This is a genomic window from Mucilaginibacter ginsenosidivorax, assembly GCF_007971525.1.
GTDB lineage: Bacteria > Bacteroidota > Bacteroidia > Sphingobacteriales > Sphingobacteriaceae > Mucilaginibacter > Mucilaginibacter ginsenosidivorax.
Genome location: NZ_CP042437.1, coordinates 6,151,156 through 6,168,232 on the forward strand (window position 1 = coordinate 6,151,156; position 17,077 = coordinate 6,168,232).

14 protein-coding genes are annotated in these 17,077 nt (G+C 43.2%); 10 read left to right on the forward strand and 4 right to left on the reverse strand.

The window, feature by feature from the left end:
* Window positions 1-23: 23 nt before the first annotated feature.
* Both FSB76_RS25745 and FSB76_RS25750 read left to right on the forward strand, forming a co-directional pair.
* Window positions 24-1,100 (forward strand): acyltransferase family protein, encoded by a 1,077-nt coding sequence (locus tag FSB76_RS25745; RefSeq protein ID WP_147058539.1) that lies wholly within the window; start codon window positions 24-26, stop codon window positions 1,098-1,100.
* A gap of 78 nt (window positions 1,101-1,178) precedes the next feature.
* On the forward strand, window positions 1,179-2,087 hold the full coding sequence (locus FSB76_RS25750) for an RpnC/YadD family protein (protein WP_147058540.1): 909 nt from the start codon (window positions 1,179-1,181) through the stop codon (window positions 2,085-2,087).
* 148 nt (window positions 2,088-2,235) lie between these two features.
* Here the strand turns inward: FSB76_RS25750 and FSB76_RS25755 are convergent, their stop codons facing one another.
* Genes FSB76_RS25755 through FSB76_RS25765 form a run of 3 tightly spaced genes read right to left on the reverse strand, consistent with a single transcriptional unit; the run spans window position 2,236 to window position 6,561 of the window.
* Window positions 2,236-3,927, reverse strand: a complete 1,692-nt coding sequence (locus FSB76_RS25755; protein ID WP_147058542.1) for a S41 family peptidase — start codon at window positions 3,925-3,927, stop codon at window positions 2,236-2,238.
* Between the two features lie 10 nt (window positions 3,928-3,937).
* The gene (locus FSB76_RS25760) at window positions 3,938-6,202 is read right to left on the reverse strand and encodes a M56 family metallopeptidase (protein WP_147058544.1); all 2,265 of its coding nucleotides are present in this window, start codon (window positions 6,200-6,202) and stop codon (window positions 3,938-3,940) included.
* Window positions 6,199-6,561 carry a BlaI/MecI/CopY family transcriptional regulator gene (locus FSB76_RS25765; RefSeq protein WP_147058546.1) on the reverse strand — a complete coding sequence of 121 codons (363 nt, stop codon included), beginning with the start codon at window positions 6,559-6,561 and terminating at the stop codon, window positions 6,199-6,201. Before FSB76_RS25765 ends, FSB76_RS25760 begins: the two co-directional genes overlap by 4 nt.
* Before the next feature lie 121 nt (window positions 6,562-6,682).
* Between FSB76_RS25765 and FSB76_RS25770 the strand changes: the two genes are divergently transcribed.
* Both FSB76_RS25770 and FSB76_RS25775 read left to right on the forward strand, forming a co-directional pair.
* Window positions 6,683-7,627 carry an RpnC/YadD family protein gene (locus tag FSB76_RS25770; RefSeq protein ID WP_147058548.1) on the forward strand — a complete coding sequence of 315 codons (945 nt, stop codon included), beginning with the start codon at window positions 6,683-6,685 and terminating at the stop codon, window positions 7,625-7,627.
* A gap of 173 nt (window positions 7,628-7,800) precedes the next feature.
* Window positions 7,801-8,823, forward strand: a complete 1,023-nt coding sequence (locus FSB76_RS25775) for an aldo/keto reductase (RefSeq protein WP_147058550.1) — start codon at window positions 7,801-7,803, stop codon at window positions 8,821-8,823.
* Between the two features lie 75 nt (window positions 8,824-8,898).
* Here the strand turns inward: FSB76_RS25775 and FSB76_RS25780 are convergent, their stop codons facing one another.
* Entirely contained in the window at window positions 8,899-9,912 is a 1,014-nt protein-coding gene (locus FSB76_RS25780; RefSeq protein WP_317131356.1) for a threonine aldolase family protein, read from the reverse strand.
* Between the two features lie 73 nt (window positions 9,913-9,985).
* On the opposite strand from FSB76_RS25780, the gene FSB76_RS32380 reads away from it, so the two are divergent.
* From FSB76_RS32380 to FSB76_RS25810, 6 genes are all read left to right on the forward strand, one after another.
* The gene (locus FSB76_RS32380; RefSeq protein WP_192910102.1) at window positions 9,986-10,660 is read left to right on the forward strand and encodes a hypothetical protein; all 675 of its coding nucleotides are present in this window, start codon (window positions 9,986-9,988) and stop codon (window positions 10,658-10,660) included.
* Between the two features lie 201 nt (window positions 10,661-10,861).
* Window positions 10,862-12,445, forward strand: coding sequence for a flavin monoamine oxidase family protein (locus FSB76_RS25790; RefSeq protein WP_225976311.1), 1,584 nt, complete (start codon window positions 10,862-10,864; stop codon window positions 12,443-12,445).
* A 221-nt stretch (window positions 12,446-12,666) separates the two neighbouring features.
* Window positions 12,667-13,836, forward strand: a complete 1,170-nt coding sequence (locus FSB76_RS25795) for a pyridoxal phosphate-dependent aminotransferase (RefSeq protein ID WP_147058552.1) — start codon at window positions 12,667-12,669, stop codon at window positions 13,834-13,836.
* Between the two features lie 180 nt (window positions 13,837-14,016).
* Complete coding sequence (locus FSB76_RS25800; protein ID WP_147058554.1) at window positions 14,017-15,018, forward strand: Hint domain-containing protein; 1,002 nt, start codon at window positions 14,017-14,019, stop codon at window positions 15,016-15,018.
* Window positions 15,019-15,122: 104 nt separating this feature from the next.
* Window positions 15,123-15,962: an SDR family NAD(P)-dependent oxidoreductase gene (locus FSB76_RS25805; RefSeq protein ID WP_147058556.1), complete on the forward strand. Its 840-nt coding sequence runs from the start codon at window positions 15,123-15,125 to the stop codon at window positions 15,960-15,962.
* A 247-nt stretch (window positions 15,963-16,209) separates the two neighbouring features.
* Window positions 16,210-16,746 carry a c-type cytochrome gene (locus tag FSB76_RS25810; RefSeq protein ID WP_158642986.1) on the forward strand — a complete coding sequence of 179 codons (537 nt, stop codon included), beginning with the start codon at window positions 16,210-16,212 and terminating at the stop codon, window positions 16,744-16,746.
* Window positions 16,747-17,077 lie beyond the last annotated feature (331 nt).

Below are 17,077 nucleotides of genomic sequence, written 5' to 3' on the forward strand. Positions count from 1 at the left end.
AAATGCCGGCGCAATAATTATTCATGAGCACTATTCCTGTAAATTTAAAAACTAAACAACATTTCGAAATTCTGGACGGCCTGCGTGGCGTTGCAGCTTTGGCAGTAGTGGTATTTCATTTTACCGAGTTCCTTTTTCCAAGTTACGATGTAAACTTTATTGGCCACGGCTTCCTCGCCGTCGACTTTTTTTTCTGCCTGTCGGGCTTCGTAATAGGTTATGCTTATGATGACAGGATTGGTAAAATGGGCGTGCTGGAGTTTTTTAAGTCGAGGATTATCAGGCTGCATCCATTGGTTATTTTAGGCTCGGTATTAGGCCTTATCGGTTTTCTTATTGATCCGTTTGGTGGCCATCCCGAAGCTTACAGCGTTGGCCGGCTGGCGCTGATATTTGTAAGCTCGATGCTGCTTATCCCGTTTCCGGCCATGCAGGAGCGGTATTTTAACCTGTTTAGTTTTAACGCGCCGGCATGGTCGTTATTTTGGGAGTATATAGCCAATATTGTTTATGCTTTGGTGCTTTACAGGCTTGCGCGCAAGTATTTGGTTGTATTGCTGGTTATAGCCGCGGCAGCGCTCGGTTTTGTGGCCTTCCATGCCAAAATATTATCGGGCGGCTGGGCCGGCGAAAACTTTTGGGAAGGCGGTGCGCGCATTTTTTATTCGTTTACAGCCGGGCTGCTTGTATACCGTTTTAACTTCATTATCAAAAACAAGCTTGGTTTTATCGGGCTTGCTCTTTTACTGTTAGCGGCCTTAATGATGCCCCACAGCAAATGGAACTGGCTTGCACAATTACTTGTGGTGCTTTTTTATTTTCCGCTGCTTATTGCTTTGGGGGCGGGGGCCACGCTTTCGGGAGGCCTTAAAAAACTCTGCAACTTTTCGGGCAATATTTCTTATCCGTTGTATATGACCCACTATGTGGGTATCTGGTTTTTTGGTAATTACGTAATAAGCCACAAGCCGCCAACCAGTCAAATTGTTTATATAGTTATAGCGGGCGTAATATTGCTGGTTGGTATGGGCTACCTGGCCATGGTGGCTTATGACATCCCGGTAAGGAAGTATTTGAGCAGAAAGCGGAAACAGGGTTGAGATAGGACACAGCAAATGTTCGAATTTTATTACCCTCAATTCTTTTTTTACTGGTAAACATTTCTTTATTATTGTTTGATGAGAAGAAAAGACGACATCCTTTGGAAAGGGATTTTGGAAGATGTTTTTGACGATTTTCTTCGGTTTGTTAATCCCGATGCTGAAGACGTGTTCGACCTTGACAAGGGTTTCGAATTTCTTGACAAAGAATTGGAACAGGTTTTCCCGCCCGAAAACGACGAGTACTCGCCGAAGGTGATTGATAAGCTGGTTAAAGTATTTACTAAAGCAGGCAAAGAAGAATGGATTTTGGTGCATGTAGAAGTGCAGGCCCAGTATCAAAAAGATTTTGCCAGCCGGATGTACACTTATTTTTATAGGATACTGGATAAATATCAGAAGCCAATAGTTGCCTACGCCATATTTACCGAATCCAACACAAAGGAAAGACCAAGCCATTTTGCCATAGATTTTATGGGCACCAGCTTACGATATACATTTAATACCTACAAAATAGCCAGCCAAAGCGATGATGTGCTGCAAGCAAGCGATAATCCTTTTGCCCTGGTTGTGCTTACAGCAAAGGCTGCGCTTGCAGGTAAAGACTTGAAAAACAGCAGGGAACGTGACGAACTGCTCTTGAGCTTAAAACTCAACCTTACCAGGTTATTGCTGGCCAAACAGATAGCGAAAGAAAAGATAAGGGTACTGATGAATTTTTTAAGGTATTACATACGCTTTGAAAATCAGGATATAAACACTAAATTTGAACAACAGGTAGAGATTTTAACAGAAAGGAGCAAGACCATGGGTATAGAAGAACTTTTATTGGACAGGGCCGAAAAGAAAGGCGAGAGAAAAGGCGAAAAAAAAGGTGAGTATCAGAAAGCACTTGAGATAGCTCGTGAGCTTAAAAAAGAAGGTTTAACTTCAGCATTTATAGCTAAGGCAACAAAACTTTCTGTTGAAGAGGTGGAAAAATTATAACTAAACCACTGATATTGAGCGGCAACCAAGCCCCGACTACGTCTACTATTAATAATATCCACTCTATAGTTTTAGTACATTGCATAAATAACCTCTTACTAACGTAAATGATAGTAAGAGGCCGTTATTTATACATATTAACCCGCGTTTACTTATTCAGCAATTGCAAAGCCTTTTCCAATGCGGCATCGGTACCTTTCCATAAGTCTTTAATAGTTTTGGTTATGACCACATTGGGTGCAATGCCTACGCCCACAAACTCTTTACCATTGGGGTAGGCATCATGTTTGCCGCATACGCGTGCCGATCCGCCGCCTGGCAGGCTAAAGCCAAAAGGCTGGCCCGTGCTGCCACCTGTTGTTTGCCCAATAAGCTGCCCGCGTTTCATATAATCAAAAGCCACTGTAAAATCTTCGGCTGCCGAAAACGTGCGGGCGCTTATCAAAACTACCACCGGCTTATCATAATATTGTTTGCCGTTGGCATCCCACTCGCCGGGCATGTTTTCGTGCCATTGGATGCCGGCAATAGTAGGCATGTACCTTAACACTTTTGAATACGATCCTTTAAATGGCTTGTTGGTTAACGACGATATAATGTGGTAACCAATGCCGCTGCTGCCGCCACCATTATTCCTGATATCGATGATAAGCCCCTTTGTGGCAGCTATCTGGGTGAATAACGAATCGAACTGTTTCATTATCTTTTCGTCTTCAAAATTGTTTACCGTTAAATAACCAATTTGCCCTATGCGCTTATACTCCAGCGATGGCAAAGCATTTTTTACATCGTGGTACCCGGTGCGGGCAATATCCTGTTGCCAGGTTTTACCGGTGCTGCTGCGTAATTGTAAATGCAGGGTTTTGGTGGCCGGGCCTGCCAACAAGGCGTAGGTATAAGTGCGTACATCAAGGTCTTGCGGGGTCGAGCTGCTTTGGTAAGGCGCTACGTGTGTTTTGCCATAGGTTATCACCGGGATGTCGTCTATACTCAATACTTCGGTGCCTGGGGTAATGCCCAGGGTTTTTAAGCTGTCGCTAAAAACCTGGGTTACAAATACCCTGCCTTCAATAAGTTCGGTTCTGAATGGGGGACGGGTGTAAAATTCGGCCGACAATTCTTTTGGTACGTATACATTGGTATGGCCGTCTTTAAGTTGTGCATAAAACTGCTGCAGTACTTTATAATACTGCGCGGTTGATGTAGTGTTTTTTACCAGCGGCAGATAATCAAGATAGGTTTTGTCCCAGTCTATCGCGGCATGGTCAAAATTGACGAAATTGTATTTTGCCTGCGACCATAACAGTGATAGCCCCGCTGTTTTTTCAGCATCCGATATGTTTTCCTTATACGGCGTTTTTAAAGATTCATCTTTCCAAAGCGCCTGCCTCAGTTTAAGCCTGCTCAATGCCGATTGAAACCTGGGATTCGATCGCATGGGTATAAACAGCGAGTCGGTTTCATAAAAGTCGATACGGTAGTAATTACCTTCGTTTCCCATTTTGTCAAATATGTCCAAAGCCTTATCATACTGTTTGCTTAGGGCATAGCACAATATCATATCGTAATAAACATCACTTTTACGGCCTTTTAAGTATAAATTATCCTGGGCAAGTTCTATCACCTCGGGCTTGTCCAGGAAATTTACCGCGGTATTTAAAATAGCAAGGCCGCTATCGCAATCGGCTTTGGTAGGATTGTCCTTGTCGTAAAATTTACGGGCTTTTGCACGCAGGTTTTGCGCATTGTCATAAGCCTGGCTACCGGTTAAAGCCGTTTGCGACTTTACTTCAAAGCAAATAAAAGCTAAAAAAAATAAGGTTATAAGGTTGCGTTTCATAGGTTAATTATTAATTGAATGAGTTTTTTAAGGTTATATACTTTTGTATGTCTTTTGAGTTTAGTCCCTTTTGCTTCATTGACGTTACATAGGCGGGGGTTACGCCAGTGTTTTTAAGTACAAAAAGCTGGGTTAAGGGTATGTTTTTAAAGCCGAGGTCGCTAAAGCCTTTAATAAATCCGGGAGTTATTTCTTTTACCTTAAGCTGTACCAATGTGGTGGGCTCAATATTGGTGTAGCCCATTGTTTTATAACCCATAACCAAATCGGGTGTGATACCCTGCGATTTAAAAAGCGTTAAAGCGTTTAACGGGATGTTGTTGTACCCCACATCATGAAAGCCTTTGATATATTCGGGTGTTATTTTCGAAATTTTGAGGCTAAGCAGCGTGCTTGCCGGTATATTGCTATAGCCCGAATTTTGCAGTCCGGTAATATATTCGGGCGTTATGTTGAAGTTTTTGAAAGAGTGCAGCTGCGATGCTGTCAAATCATATCCAAAGCCGGCCAGTGCCCGCAGGTATGCGCTGTCAACATGCATGTATTTGGCTGTTGAAATTATACTTACAGGTATTACCGTTCCGGTAGTATCGCCTGGTACCCTGGCGGCTAATTTTGCCCTGGTAAGGCCCTTAATGTAGTCGGCTGTTATACTATCCGATTTAAGCAGGCATAGTTCATTAAAAGTAATGTCGGGATAGCCGGCCTTTTTTATTTCGCTAACGTAACTGCTATCCATATTGGCGCTTTTTGCCCGCTGTAAATCCCGGGCAGTTAGATTTTTGAAGCCCGAATGTCCCCAGAATTTTATTTCGGAAGGTGTTACTTTAAATAATGCCAGCGTAGATAGTTGTTCGGCGGTTAAGTCCTTAAACCCGTTATCTATCAGTAAATTAATATAATCTTCTTTCACGTCGTTTACCACCAGGCCAATAAGGGCATCCTCATTGGTGTTTTTTACACCGGCTTTTTGTAAATGCTCAAGGTAGGTTTTATTAAACGTCATTTTAAACCGGCCAAGCCCCTGGTCGCCTTCAAACTTGCCATTAAATAATATGGTGCCCGCATTGCGTTTTACATAAAAATCGCTTTGCTTTTTGAGTGGTAAGGATGAAAACGCGCTCACCGGGAAAACAAAGCCGTTATAGCTCCAATCCTGCTTTTTGATCACTATCTTCATGTCCATATTGAGTACATTACCCTCTTTGTTGGCATACCAAAAACCTACAATATCGCCCTTGTATAAAGAGTCGGGAATAATACCGGTATACATCCCTTTACTCATCAGCCGGTTTTTTCCGATAGCAGGCTGGTTAAGGATACAGGCAAGTCCGGCGAATAAGGGCACCAGTAAAAAGTATTTCCACAGCGTATGCAGGTTTGATTTTTTAATACTCATCATCAGGATGCGTTTTTTTAGGATAGACTGGTTGTAATTGGTTGCAATCCGGAGCGACAGGTGAGGGGCTGATACCTTCAGCAGGCTTAATTGGTATAACGAACGATCGATATTGTGCTTGCTGGTAACCGCTTCATCGGTAAGATACTCCAGGTTATTTTCCATTTCTGTACGGTACCACCAGGCAAAAGGGTTAAACCATTGCAGTACAATAACCAATTCGGTCAGCAAAATATCAATACTGTGCAGTTGGCGGGCATGTACTTTTTCATGTACCAGGATTTGGTTGTAGGTATCCCAATCGTACTTTTCGGGATTGATAAATATATTATTCAGGAATGAGCAGGGTACCTTATCGCCGGTAAGCTCAACAATACGGTAGGGGCCATCAATAATTACCGGGCGGGCATAGGCTGTGTAAAGCGTGTAAATAAGCTGTATTAGCAGGTTTAAAGCAAATACCACCACACCGGCTATATAAATAATAAATAGCCATTGCATTATATCAGCCAAAGTAAAATTCGATGCGACTGTGCTCATCGGTTTTGCCGGAGGGGCTGCGGTAGGCTTTGGTGTATCTGTCGGTTTTGAACCGGGTTTTGACAGCCTGGGTGTTATTGCATTAATCGACGGAAAGGCTTTTGCCGGCAAAGTAACCATTGGTAATTCATCAGCACCGGCAATATTTTGCTGTTCAGTAGCCCTTACCGACCATTGCTGCGGAACGTGGATAAGCGGGAGTAAAAAGGAGAGCGGTAAGCAGATGAGTAGCACCCACCGGTTAAGGTTATAAAAAGTTTCCCGTTGTAAAAACAGCTTATAAAACAACAGGCAAATTGTTATTAGCAATGCTACATGCAACAGGTAGGGTATCATTTTTTATTCGATTTAATGATTTCTATAATGTCATTCAATTCTGCTTCGGTAAGTTTTTGCTCTTTGGCAAAAAAAGCCAGCATACGCGAGTAAGAATTATCAAAATACTGGCTTACTACATCTTTCATAGCATGTTTTTGATATTCTTCTTTGGCAATTGCCGGGTAGTACTGAAAAATATTGCCCACGCTATCATGTGCTAAAAAGCCTTTTTCTTCCAGTATTTTTACTATGGTAGCTACCGAGTTATAGTGAGGTTTTGGCTCGGGCAATTCCTGTATAATCTCTTTAATAAATGCCTTATCCAGGTTCCATACAGCCTGCATGATTTGTTCTTCCCGTTTAGCTAATTTTTGCATCGATTTTTCTGTTATAAACAAATGTAATACTAATTGATTAGTATTACAACTAATAAATTAGTAATGTAACTAATTTGTTAGTATTTGGTGCTTTGCCAATGATATTTTATATTATTGTTTAATGAGAAGAAAAGATGATATTCTTTGGAAAGGCATTCTTGAAGATGTTTTTGACGATTTCTTATGTTTTCTTAATCCTGATGCCAGGGATATATTTGATTTTGATAAGGGATTTGAGTTTTTGGATAAGGAACTGGAGCAGGTTTTCCCGCCGGAGACCGACGAGTACTCTCCCAAAGTGATTGATAAACTGGTTAAGGTATTTACCAAAAGCGGTAAAGAAGAATGGATTTTGGTACATATCGAGGTGCAGGGCCAATATCAAAAGGATTTTGGCAGTCGTATGTTTACCTACTTTTATCGGATATTGGATAAGTACCAAAAGCCTATAGTTGCATATGCCATCTTTACCGAGGCGAACACAAAAGAAAGGCCGGATCACTTTGCCTTAGACTTTATGGGTACAAGTTTGCGATATACTTTTAATACCTATAAAACAGCCAGCCAGAGTGATGAGGAATTGCTGGGAACTGATAATCCGTTTGCATTAGTAGTACTAACTGCCAGAGCGGCACTTGCCGGCAAAAACTTAAAAGACAGTAGTGCAAGGGATGAACTGTTGCTTGAGTTAAAACTTAAATTGGCAAAATTGTTGTTAACCAGGCATATATCAAAGGACAAAATAAGGGTGTTAATGAATTTTTTGAAGTATTATGTTCGCTTTGAAAACCCGGATATAAATACTAAATTTGAGCAAGGGGTAGAAATTTTAACAGAAAGGAGCGCCACAATGGGTATCGAAGAACTTTTATTGGACAGGGCCAAGCAGGAAGGCATACAGGAAGGTAAGTTGAAAGGTAAATTGGAAGGCATACAGGAAGGTAAGTTGAAAGGTAAACACGAAGAAGCTGCTGCCATAGCCCGCGAACTGAAAAAAGAAGGTTTAACGGTTGAATTTATTGCAAAAGCAACCAAGCTTTCCATCCAGGAAATAGAGAAGCTTTAGGTAAAGTTTATTGATTATTAAGATATGATACAAGGCCCGCCCGGGCTTTTGTTGTTCATACCCCTTTCATGGTATAGTATGTTTATTGACTGTCAAAAAAACTTAAATATTTGCGCTATTTTCCTGGTTCTTCCTCATTTTCCTAACTTCACCATCAACAAAACATCAAACTTATGAAATACAATTTTTTAGGTAACACCGGCCTGCTGGTGTCCGAAATTTGCTTTGGCACCATGACCTTTGGTGGCAAAGGCTATTGGGAAGCCATAGGGCAGATAAAACAGGAGGGTGTTAATGAACTGATGAAAACCGTTGTTGATTCGGGCATCAATTTCATCGACACGGCCAACGTATATTCCTTTGGCGAATCAGAAACATTGCTTGGCCAATCGATTATCGACCTTGGTTTAAACCGCCAGGAACTTATCATCGCTACCAAAGTACGTGGCCGCATGGGCGAGGGGCCAAATAATACCGGCCTTTCCCGTTACCATATATTTAATTCGGTTGATGACAGTTTAAAACGCTTACAGGTTGATCATATTGATGTGCTGTATGTTCACGGTGTGGATTTAAAAACCCCGGTTGAAGAAATTATGCGTTCATTAAACGATATTGTGCTCACGGGCAAAGTGCGTTATATTGCCTGCTGCAACTGGCCTGCCTGGATGGTAATGAAAGCCGCCGGTATAGCCAAGAAGAATGGCTGGCATAAATTTGTAGGGCTGCAATATTTTTACTCTTTGGCCGGTCGCGATATTGAAAGGGAACTGCTGCCGGTAGCCAACGATCAAAACCTGGCAGTGATGCCATGGAGTCCTTTGGCGGGTGGCTTTATCTCGGGCAAGTTTACCCGCGAGAATCAAAAATCAGAAGGATCGCGCAGGGATACTTTTGATTTCCCGCCGATAAATAAGGATAAGGCATATGACATTGTGGACGTGATAAGCGAGATAGGAAAACATAAAAACGTATCTGCCGCCCAGGTCGCTTTGGCATGGGTTCGCCTGCAAAAAGGGATTACCAGCACCATCATCGGCGCCAAGAACGTAGATCAGCTGAATGACAACCTGAAATCAGTCGAATTAGAATTATCTGCCGATGAACTAAAACGCATCGACGAAGTAAGCGCTCTGCCGAAAGAATACCCCGGCTGGATGGTTGAACGGCAATCGGCTGATAGGGTGCCGAAATAAGTTGTAAGTTGTACGTTTTAAGTTGTACGTTTTTGTTTTTTTAACGTATTACGTACAACTTAAAACGTATAACCTCTACAACTGCTTCAGCACTTCAACCAAATACTCTACCTGGTCGGCGTGCACATCAAGGTGTGTTACAAAACGGATGCGGTGTTTATCGGTATCGCTGGCTTTGATGCCTTTTTCGGCGAGTTTGGCCAATATGGCTTTGGCTGGTTCTACGGTATCAAACAGTACAATATTGGTTTCTACCGGCAATATATTGCTTACCCAGCTTAACTTACCCAGTTCGTCGCCTAAAATGCGGGCGTGGGCATGATCTATCTTCAGGCGTTCTACATGATGGTCCAAAGCATATATAGCTGCCGCAGCCAGGAAACCCGCCTGGCGCATGCCGCCACCCATTACTTTACGAATGCGGCGGGCGTATTTTATAGTTGCCTTATCAGCCAGTAAAACCGAGCCAACAGGTGCGCCAAGTCCTTTAGATAAGCAAACCGAAATACCATCAAAATAAGTTCCATAATCAACAGCTTTATCGCTGGTATGGGCAAGGGCGTTAAAAATACGGGCACCATCCAAATGGAGCTTTAAATCACTTGATTGGCAAAGTTGAGCTATTGGCTCAATATCATTTAAAGTATAGCAGCTGCCGCCACCTTTGTTCACCGTATTTTCTAACACCACCAGGCTGGTGTGTGGGTAGTGAATGTTTTCGGCGTTTATTTCGGGCTCAATCATTTCGGCGGTGATAATGCCGCGGTAGCCGTTCAGTAAACGGGTTGATACGCCGGAGTTAAAGGCAATGCCGCCGCCTTCGTAGCGGTACACATGGGCGGTTTGGTCGGCAATCAACTCATCCAGGGGCTGGGTAAAGCATTTAATGGCAATTTGGTTGGTCATGGTACCCGATGGGCAAAAAATGCCCGCTTCCATGCCAAACATGGCGGCGGCTTTTTCTTCCAGTTGGTTTATGGTTTCATCTTCGCCAAAAACATCATCGCCAACTTTGGCGCTCCACATGGCTTCCAGCATGCCGGGTGTTGGTTTGGTAACGGTGTCGCTGCGTAAATCAACAGTCATCATATTAAATATCTAAAAATTACGTTCTTTGTATTTTATACTTGTTATGCGCTCAATTTTAATCATTTTATTTTTTATGCTGTGTTTTGTATCAGCAAAATCGCAAAAATGGCAGCCTGGTGTTTTTACCGATGTAAAAGGTAACCGCACAACCGGCTTTATCCGCGTAAACCCCGGCGGCAAAGGCCCAATTAAGGATGAAGGCTTTATTGAGTTTAAAGACGACGAAAAAACAAATCCCTATAAACTCAGCGCCAGTGATATCCGCTCGTTTGTGGCAGGCAAGGATAGTTTTGTGGTTGCCCACGCCCCACGCAACGAGGAATGGAGCAAAGAGGAAACCGATTTTGTACAAGTGGTACTTGACGAACCCCTTAAATTATACGCGGCCAAAGGCGCAACCGGTGGTGGCGGTGGTGTCCATTTCTCGCCGGGCATAGCTATGGGTTACGGCAGTGGTGGTTATGGTGGCGGCCTTGGCGGCGGGGTAGGCGTTTCGCTTGGTGGCGGCGGCGGCAATGGCGGAGGTGGTAAAAGCTCAAAAACTACCTACTATTTTGGCGAAAGCACTGCCGATATGCAACGTATAACCGATGCCAATTTTGAAGATATTATGGTGGAGATATTAGGCGATGAAGAGCAGGTAGTTGAAAGCATTAAACAGCATAAGTATAACCTCAAAAATATAGATAAGCTGCTTGACTATTACAACAAGGCGGTAGCTGCGCACAAGGGGCAGCCGGCGCAGTAAGCCGGCTAATAAAACTTTTGAAATTACAGGTCGTTCCCAAAAGGGAGCGGTTTTTTTTATTGACTTTCTTATTTTTCAAATAATCCATACTAATCCCGTAGATATTATCATAATTAAAAAATTATAGCATATCTTTTATTAAATCATTTAAAAAACTATCTTTAAGCCTTACATAATTGTAAAACATAAAAGCTGATCTTATTGAAAACAATTACCCGCAGAGATTTTTTGGGTAAGGGTGCTATGCTGGCCGGCGGGGCCTATCCCGCTATGCTTGCTTTGGGCATGCTAAAACCCGCTCCCGCACACGCCTTTAATTTGGAAGGCGACGGCAAGGGCAAACACATTATTATATTAGGGGCAGGCCTTGCCGGCATGACCTGCGCTTATGAGCTTAATAAATTAGGCTATCAATGTACCATACTGGAAGCCCGCCACCGTACTGGCGGCCGCTGCTGGAGTATCCGCAATGGCGCAACCAACCAGGAGATTGATAAACCCGCCGTTATTGCCAAATTTGATGATGGCCTTTACTTTAACGCCGGCCCGTCGCGTATTCCGCATCATCACGAGTTAACACTTCATTACTGTAAAGAGCTGGGTGTCCCCATACAGGTGTACAACAACGTTAATGAAGGCGCTTATTACTTTGCCGAAGGCAAAGGCCCGCTCTCTAACAAAAAAATCCGTGTACGCGAAATTCATAACGATATCCGCGGTTATATGACCGAAATGCTGGCCAAAAGCATTGATCATGGCGGCTTGGATAGCGCCATGACCAAAGAGGACGGCGAAAAGATTATTGCCTACCTGCAAGCCGAAGGAGGTCTTGATATAGATAAACTGTATAAGGCATCTGCCAGGCGCGGTTATACCGAATCGCCTGGAGCGGGAGACCGGCCTGGCAAAATTGCCGAGCCGCATAAACTGGCCGATATCCTGCACTCGGGTCTCATGGACCCTGATTTTTACAACGTAGCCGAATACACTTACGAACTGCAGATGACCATGTTCCAGGCAGTAGGCGGGATGGATCAGATTGCCAGAGCCCTTGAAAAAAAGGTAGCGCCATCAGTAAAAATGGGTGCCGAGGTTACCTCGATCAATAACCTGGCCGAAGGGGTAAAAATTACTTATAAAGATGCCACAGGCGTTCACGAATTAAGTGGCGATATGTGTATTTGTACTTTGCCGCTACCCGTGCTAAGTAATGTAAACAACAATTTTTCGGGCGATGTTAGCCGGGCTATCGATTATATCAGCTATATACAAACCGGTAAAATAGGTTTGCAGTTTAAACGCAGGTTTTGGGAGGAGGATGAGCATATATACGGTGGTATTACCCACACCAACAACGATTTAACACAAATTTTTTACCCATCTTATGATTATTTGGGAAAAAAGGGTATCTTGATTGGATATTACAATTTTAACGAAAAAGCCCAGAAAATCGGCGCTTTAGGTTATGCCGATCGTGAGAAGTTTGCGCTGGAAAAAGGCAGGCTTATCCACCCACAATATGATAAGGAATTTGAAGGATCTTTTTCGGTTAGCTGGCACAAAACAAAGTACAATTTAGGCGGATGGGCTGTTTACAGCACCGAAACACGCAAAACACAATACCCGGTACTATTAAAGCCCGATAAGCACGTATACTTTGCCGGCGAACACCTAACCTATCTTAACGCATGGATGGCCGGAGCATTTGAATCGGCCCGCAGCACAGTGGCTGCCCTGCATGCCAGGGTAACCGAGGGAAGGGCTTCATACCCGGCGGTAAAATAAGGGGGGAGAGAAGAATCAAGATTTAAGAATCAAGAGTTAAGATAGCTGAAGGGGGAATGGGAAATTTGATTTATGATTTTGGCTTCTGAAGACAGGAGACCGCTTTTGAAATACAACGATAAATAATTACATAAATAAAAGAACACACTATAATTGGAGAAAGAGTAAAGGCAGCTTCGTCTTGACTCTTGATTCTTAACTCTTGATTCTAATTTAAAACCATGGCAAACTCACTTAATCGCAGAAACTGGATCAAGTCCAGCGCACTTATGGCCGGGGGACTGGCCTTCTTTTCGGGGACAATCAGTAAGCTGGCCGCTATGCCGGTTGCTAAAAAGCTGGCCCCACTGGCTAAACGCTTTACCGATATGGATGCCATTGCAGATGCCCCACCGGTATTAAAAGCCCGCTTGCTGGCCAATGAAAATCCATTTGGCCCATCGCCCGCCGCAAAAAAAGCAATCCAGGAAGCTATCGACCTGGGTTACCAATACCCAATGCAATCAATGGGGATGCTTTATGATAAAATTGCCAGCTATGAGGGAATTTCATCCGGTAACATCCTGATGGAATCCGGCTCATCTCCATTATTACTTGCTGCCGCCATGTATTACAGCAAAGGTGGAAAAAGTATCATCACCGGCGATCCATCTTATGACGATTTGCCATCGCATGCCGAAAGACTTGAAGGCAAATGGGTTAAAGTGCCATTGACTGCCGATTATAAACTTGATTTGGACGCCATGGAGGCCAAAATTGACGCCAACACCGGGCTGGTTTATATCTGTAACCCTAACAACCCAACGGCGACTATATTGGACACCGCTAAACTGAAAGCATTTTGTGAGCGTGTATCAAAAAAAGTAACTGTTTTTGTTGATGAAGCCTACATCGATTACCTGCCCGATCCTAAAGGTTCTTCGATGATAAGCACCATGAAAGCCGGCAGCAATATTATAGTTGCCCGTACATTCTCTAAACTATATGGTTTTGCCGGCCTGCGTTGCGGCTACATCGTGGCTCAGCCAGATACTATCAAAGCTTTATCTAATTACACCACCGGTTTCTCCCTTTCGGCTACAACCATTGCAGGTGCTATTGCCGGTTATCGCGAGGAAGCATTTTTGAAAGAAGCGCTTGAAAAAACGCTGGCGTCAAAAGAGTACTTATATTCGGTATTAAAAAAAGAAGGCTACGAATACATCCCCTCATCGGCCAATTTTGTAATGTTCCCGCTAAAAATGGACAGCAAAAAATTTGTAAGCGAAATGATGAAACGCGGCGTAGGCGTACGTAGCTGGCAGTTTAACGGCAAAGAATGGTGCCGCGTAAGCATTGGCCGTATGGACGAAATGGAAGCATTTGCCGAGGCGTTTAAACAACTTTCTTAGAATAGCATCAAGAGTCAAGAAAAACGGCTATTGATTCTAACCTTTTATCTCTCTTATCTTTTATTTCAAAAGAAATAGATACAAATAATACAATAACAAATATCAATTGCAGAATCAGTTTTAAATACCAACAAATAAAGTCTTAACTCTTGATTCCTGACTCTTGAATCTCCTCAACATATGCGTAAACTAACATTAACAATACTTTTAACCGGTTCTATTTATTTAAGCCGCGCGCAAACAACGGCAGCGGTAAATCCTCGTCCGCTTACTATGGATGAGTATAACAAGGCGCAAACTTTTACGATTGCCGATCTGGATAAGGACACTTATGTAAAGTTCGAGAATGCCTATGTACTTGACAGGTATGAAAACCGTAAGCCTTATTTCATCACCGGATCCGACGGATTAAAAAAACGCGTAGATATATACAAGCTGATAGCTAAGGACGGTATGCAGGAAATAGGCCTGATGGTATTTTATACCAATGAAAAAGGTAAATTATATAAAGCGCTGGTGCCCGATTTTACAGCCGATGGTAAAGTATGGGAAAAATATTTTTTAGATATTGACAACATTAACAAGGTTGAAACCAATTTTATCCTGAAGCTATCTTATGTACTTTCGAAAGAGCTAAGCTTTCAGCAATATAAAGTGCTGAATGGGGGTAAGGATATGAAAGAAGAATCGGCCACTTACGGTAACGATATTTGTTTCCCTGGTGACGAAATGGTAACCATGGCCAACGGCGGCAAAAAAATGCTGAGCACTATAAAAAGTGGCGATGAAGTAATTACCATTGATCCGGTTACCAATAAAAGTTCGGTAGTTAGGGTAAAGGAGTTAACCACCCATGAAGCAAAAAATTACGCGTTAACCCGCCTGGTGCTTGTTGCTGCAGATGTTAAAAACACCAGGGCAGGCCAGTTGGTAAACCTGAATACCAAAATATTGCAGGCCACACCAAACCATCCAATGCTTACCAAACAAGGCAACCTGAAAATGGGCGAGATTACTGCCGGTCAGGAAGTGCTTTGCCTTAACGAGCAAACCGGTAAATACGAGGCCTTTACTGTTCTTCAAAAAACAGAAAATGGCGGCGGAATCCAAAAAGTTTACAACATAGTAGCCGATGGCGGCAGTACCTTGCTGATGAACGGCGTTATGGTGATGCAAAAGTAAACCCACCCGACCCTCCCCTTCAGGGGAGGGCTTTAAAGCTTATTCTTTGAGGAAAAACCTCTATCTTGCCAATCAAAAGCTCCCCCATTAGGGGGCTGGGGGGAATGGCAATAAAAACAACTGTTATTACAGGCGCCACATCAGGCATCGGAAAAGAAACTGCGCTTTCATTAGTCAGGCAAGGGCACTCACTTTACCTGTTGGTGCGCAACACACACAAAGGCGAAGAACTCAAAGCCCAGTTGATTAACGAAACAGGGAACAAGGATGTGCACGTTATTAAATGCGACCTGGCCGATTTGCAAACCGTGCGCGATGCCGCCGCCGAATTATCCGGCAGGCTATTTGCCATCAACACACTCATCAATAATGCAGGTGGGATTTTTGCCGAACGTGCGCTAAGTAAAGATGGTTTTGAATTAACCTTCACCGTCAATCATCTGGGACATTTTTTATTGACAAACCTGTTGATGCCGCTGCTGCAAAAAGGGCAGGCACGTATTATAAACGTTAGCTCAGAAGCGCATAAGCGCGGCACTCCACAGTTTGATGATCTGCAATGCGAGCAATCGTACAATGCCTGGAAAGCTTATGGGATGAATAAATTGTTCAATATTTATTTTACCCAATCGCTGGCGTCAAAATTTGCAAATAAAGGAATCCTTGCTTTTTCGTTGCATCCTGGCGTAGTTAATACCCATTTTTGGGATGATTTTAGAGGGCTGGGTAAACTGATGACCACCCTCATCCGCCCGTTTATGATCAGCGCGCAGCAAGGGGCCGCAACTACCGTATTCCTGGCGACCGCGCCGCGTCTTGATAAATATAACGGCGCCTATTTCAAAAAGAAAAAAATTGCCAAAACATCGGCTATCGCTACTGATACCGCCGCCAGGGACAAACTTTGGGCTATCAGCGAGAAGCTATGCCCCCTAACCCCCTGAAGGGGGAACGAAGCTGGCCACTTTGAATATTGCAAATCGAAAAGCTCCATTTTCAGGACACTTGTGGGTAACCGCTGACCCTTTGGGGAGAATGAGGTTGTCCCGTTTTAAATAATTTACAAATCAAAAAGCTCCCCCTTTAGGGGGCTGGGGGGCTTGTATCTAAAAAGTTACCAAATAATCGTCATTTTAAAAGTTGTAACATTCAAACTTAATATCTACATTAGATGACTTAAATATGACAATTATGCTGGTAAACAAAAAAATATTAGTTACCCTCGGTTTAATGTCGGTAGTGGTAGTAGGTGCCATGACATCGATGACGCCCAAAAAGGCTGATGAACCTGGATGGAAAAACCTGAAGGTATTACCCAAAAACATCACTAAAGATCAACTTCATGGCGTAATGGAAGAGTGGGAGCATTCTTTAGGTGTACATTGCAATTTTTGCCATGTACGTGATGAAGCTGCAAAACAAATGGATTGGGCAAGCGATGCCAAGCCAGAGAAGAAAATGGCCCGCGATATGTTCAAGATGATGAACAAAATCAACGAAAAATATTTTGATGCCAAAAAAGATTCATTAGGCCTCACGTTAAAGTCGGGTGTTAATTGCTACAGCTGTCACCGTGGCACGGCCCATCCCGAAGTAACATTGCCGGCAGGCCGTGGTCCGGGCGGCCCTCCTCCGGGTGCTCCTGGTGTTGGTCCTGGCGGCCCGCCTCCCGGTGGTCAGCCTGGTCCTCCACCCGCAGGTACACCTGCGCCTGATAAAAAGGAATAATATAATAAAGGCCTGGGGTTACCACCCCAGGCCTTTATTATTTAACAAACAGGTGAAAAATAAATACAAAATAAGCTGAAAACGCCTTTTTTTAATACTTTTTAAAATGTTCATAATAAATTCACAATTTTTAACTATTTTAGAACTTGAAAGTACCCCTTAAGAAATAAACAATATGACAGCCGAATTAGATGCTCGGAATAGCATTGATAACATTGCAAAAATAAAACCTTTGAGTTCTCAAAAGGAATTGCGTTGCCGTAACTGCGGCAATGTTGGTATATCACGTATTAAAAGAGGTCCGTTTGTCAGAACCTTCTTTTTTTGGTTA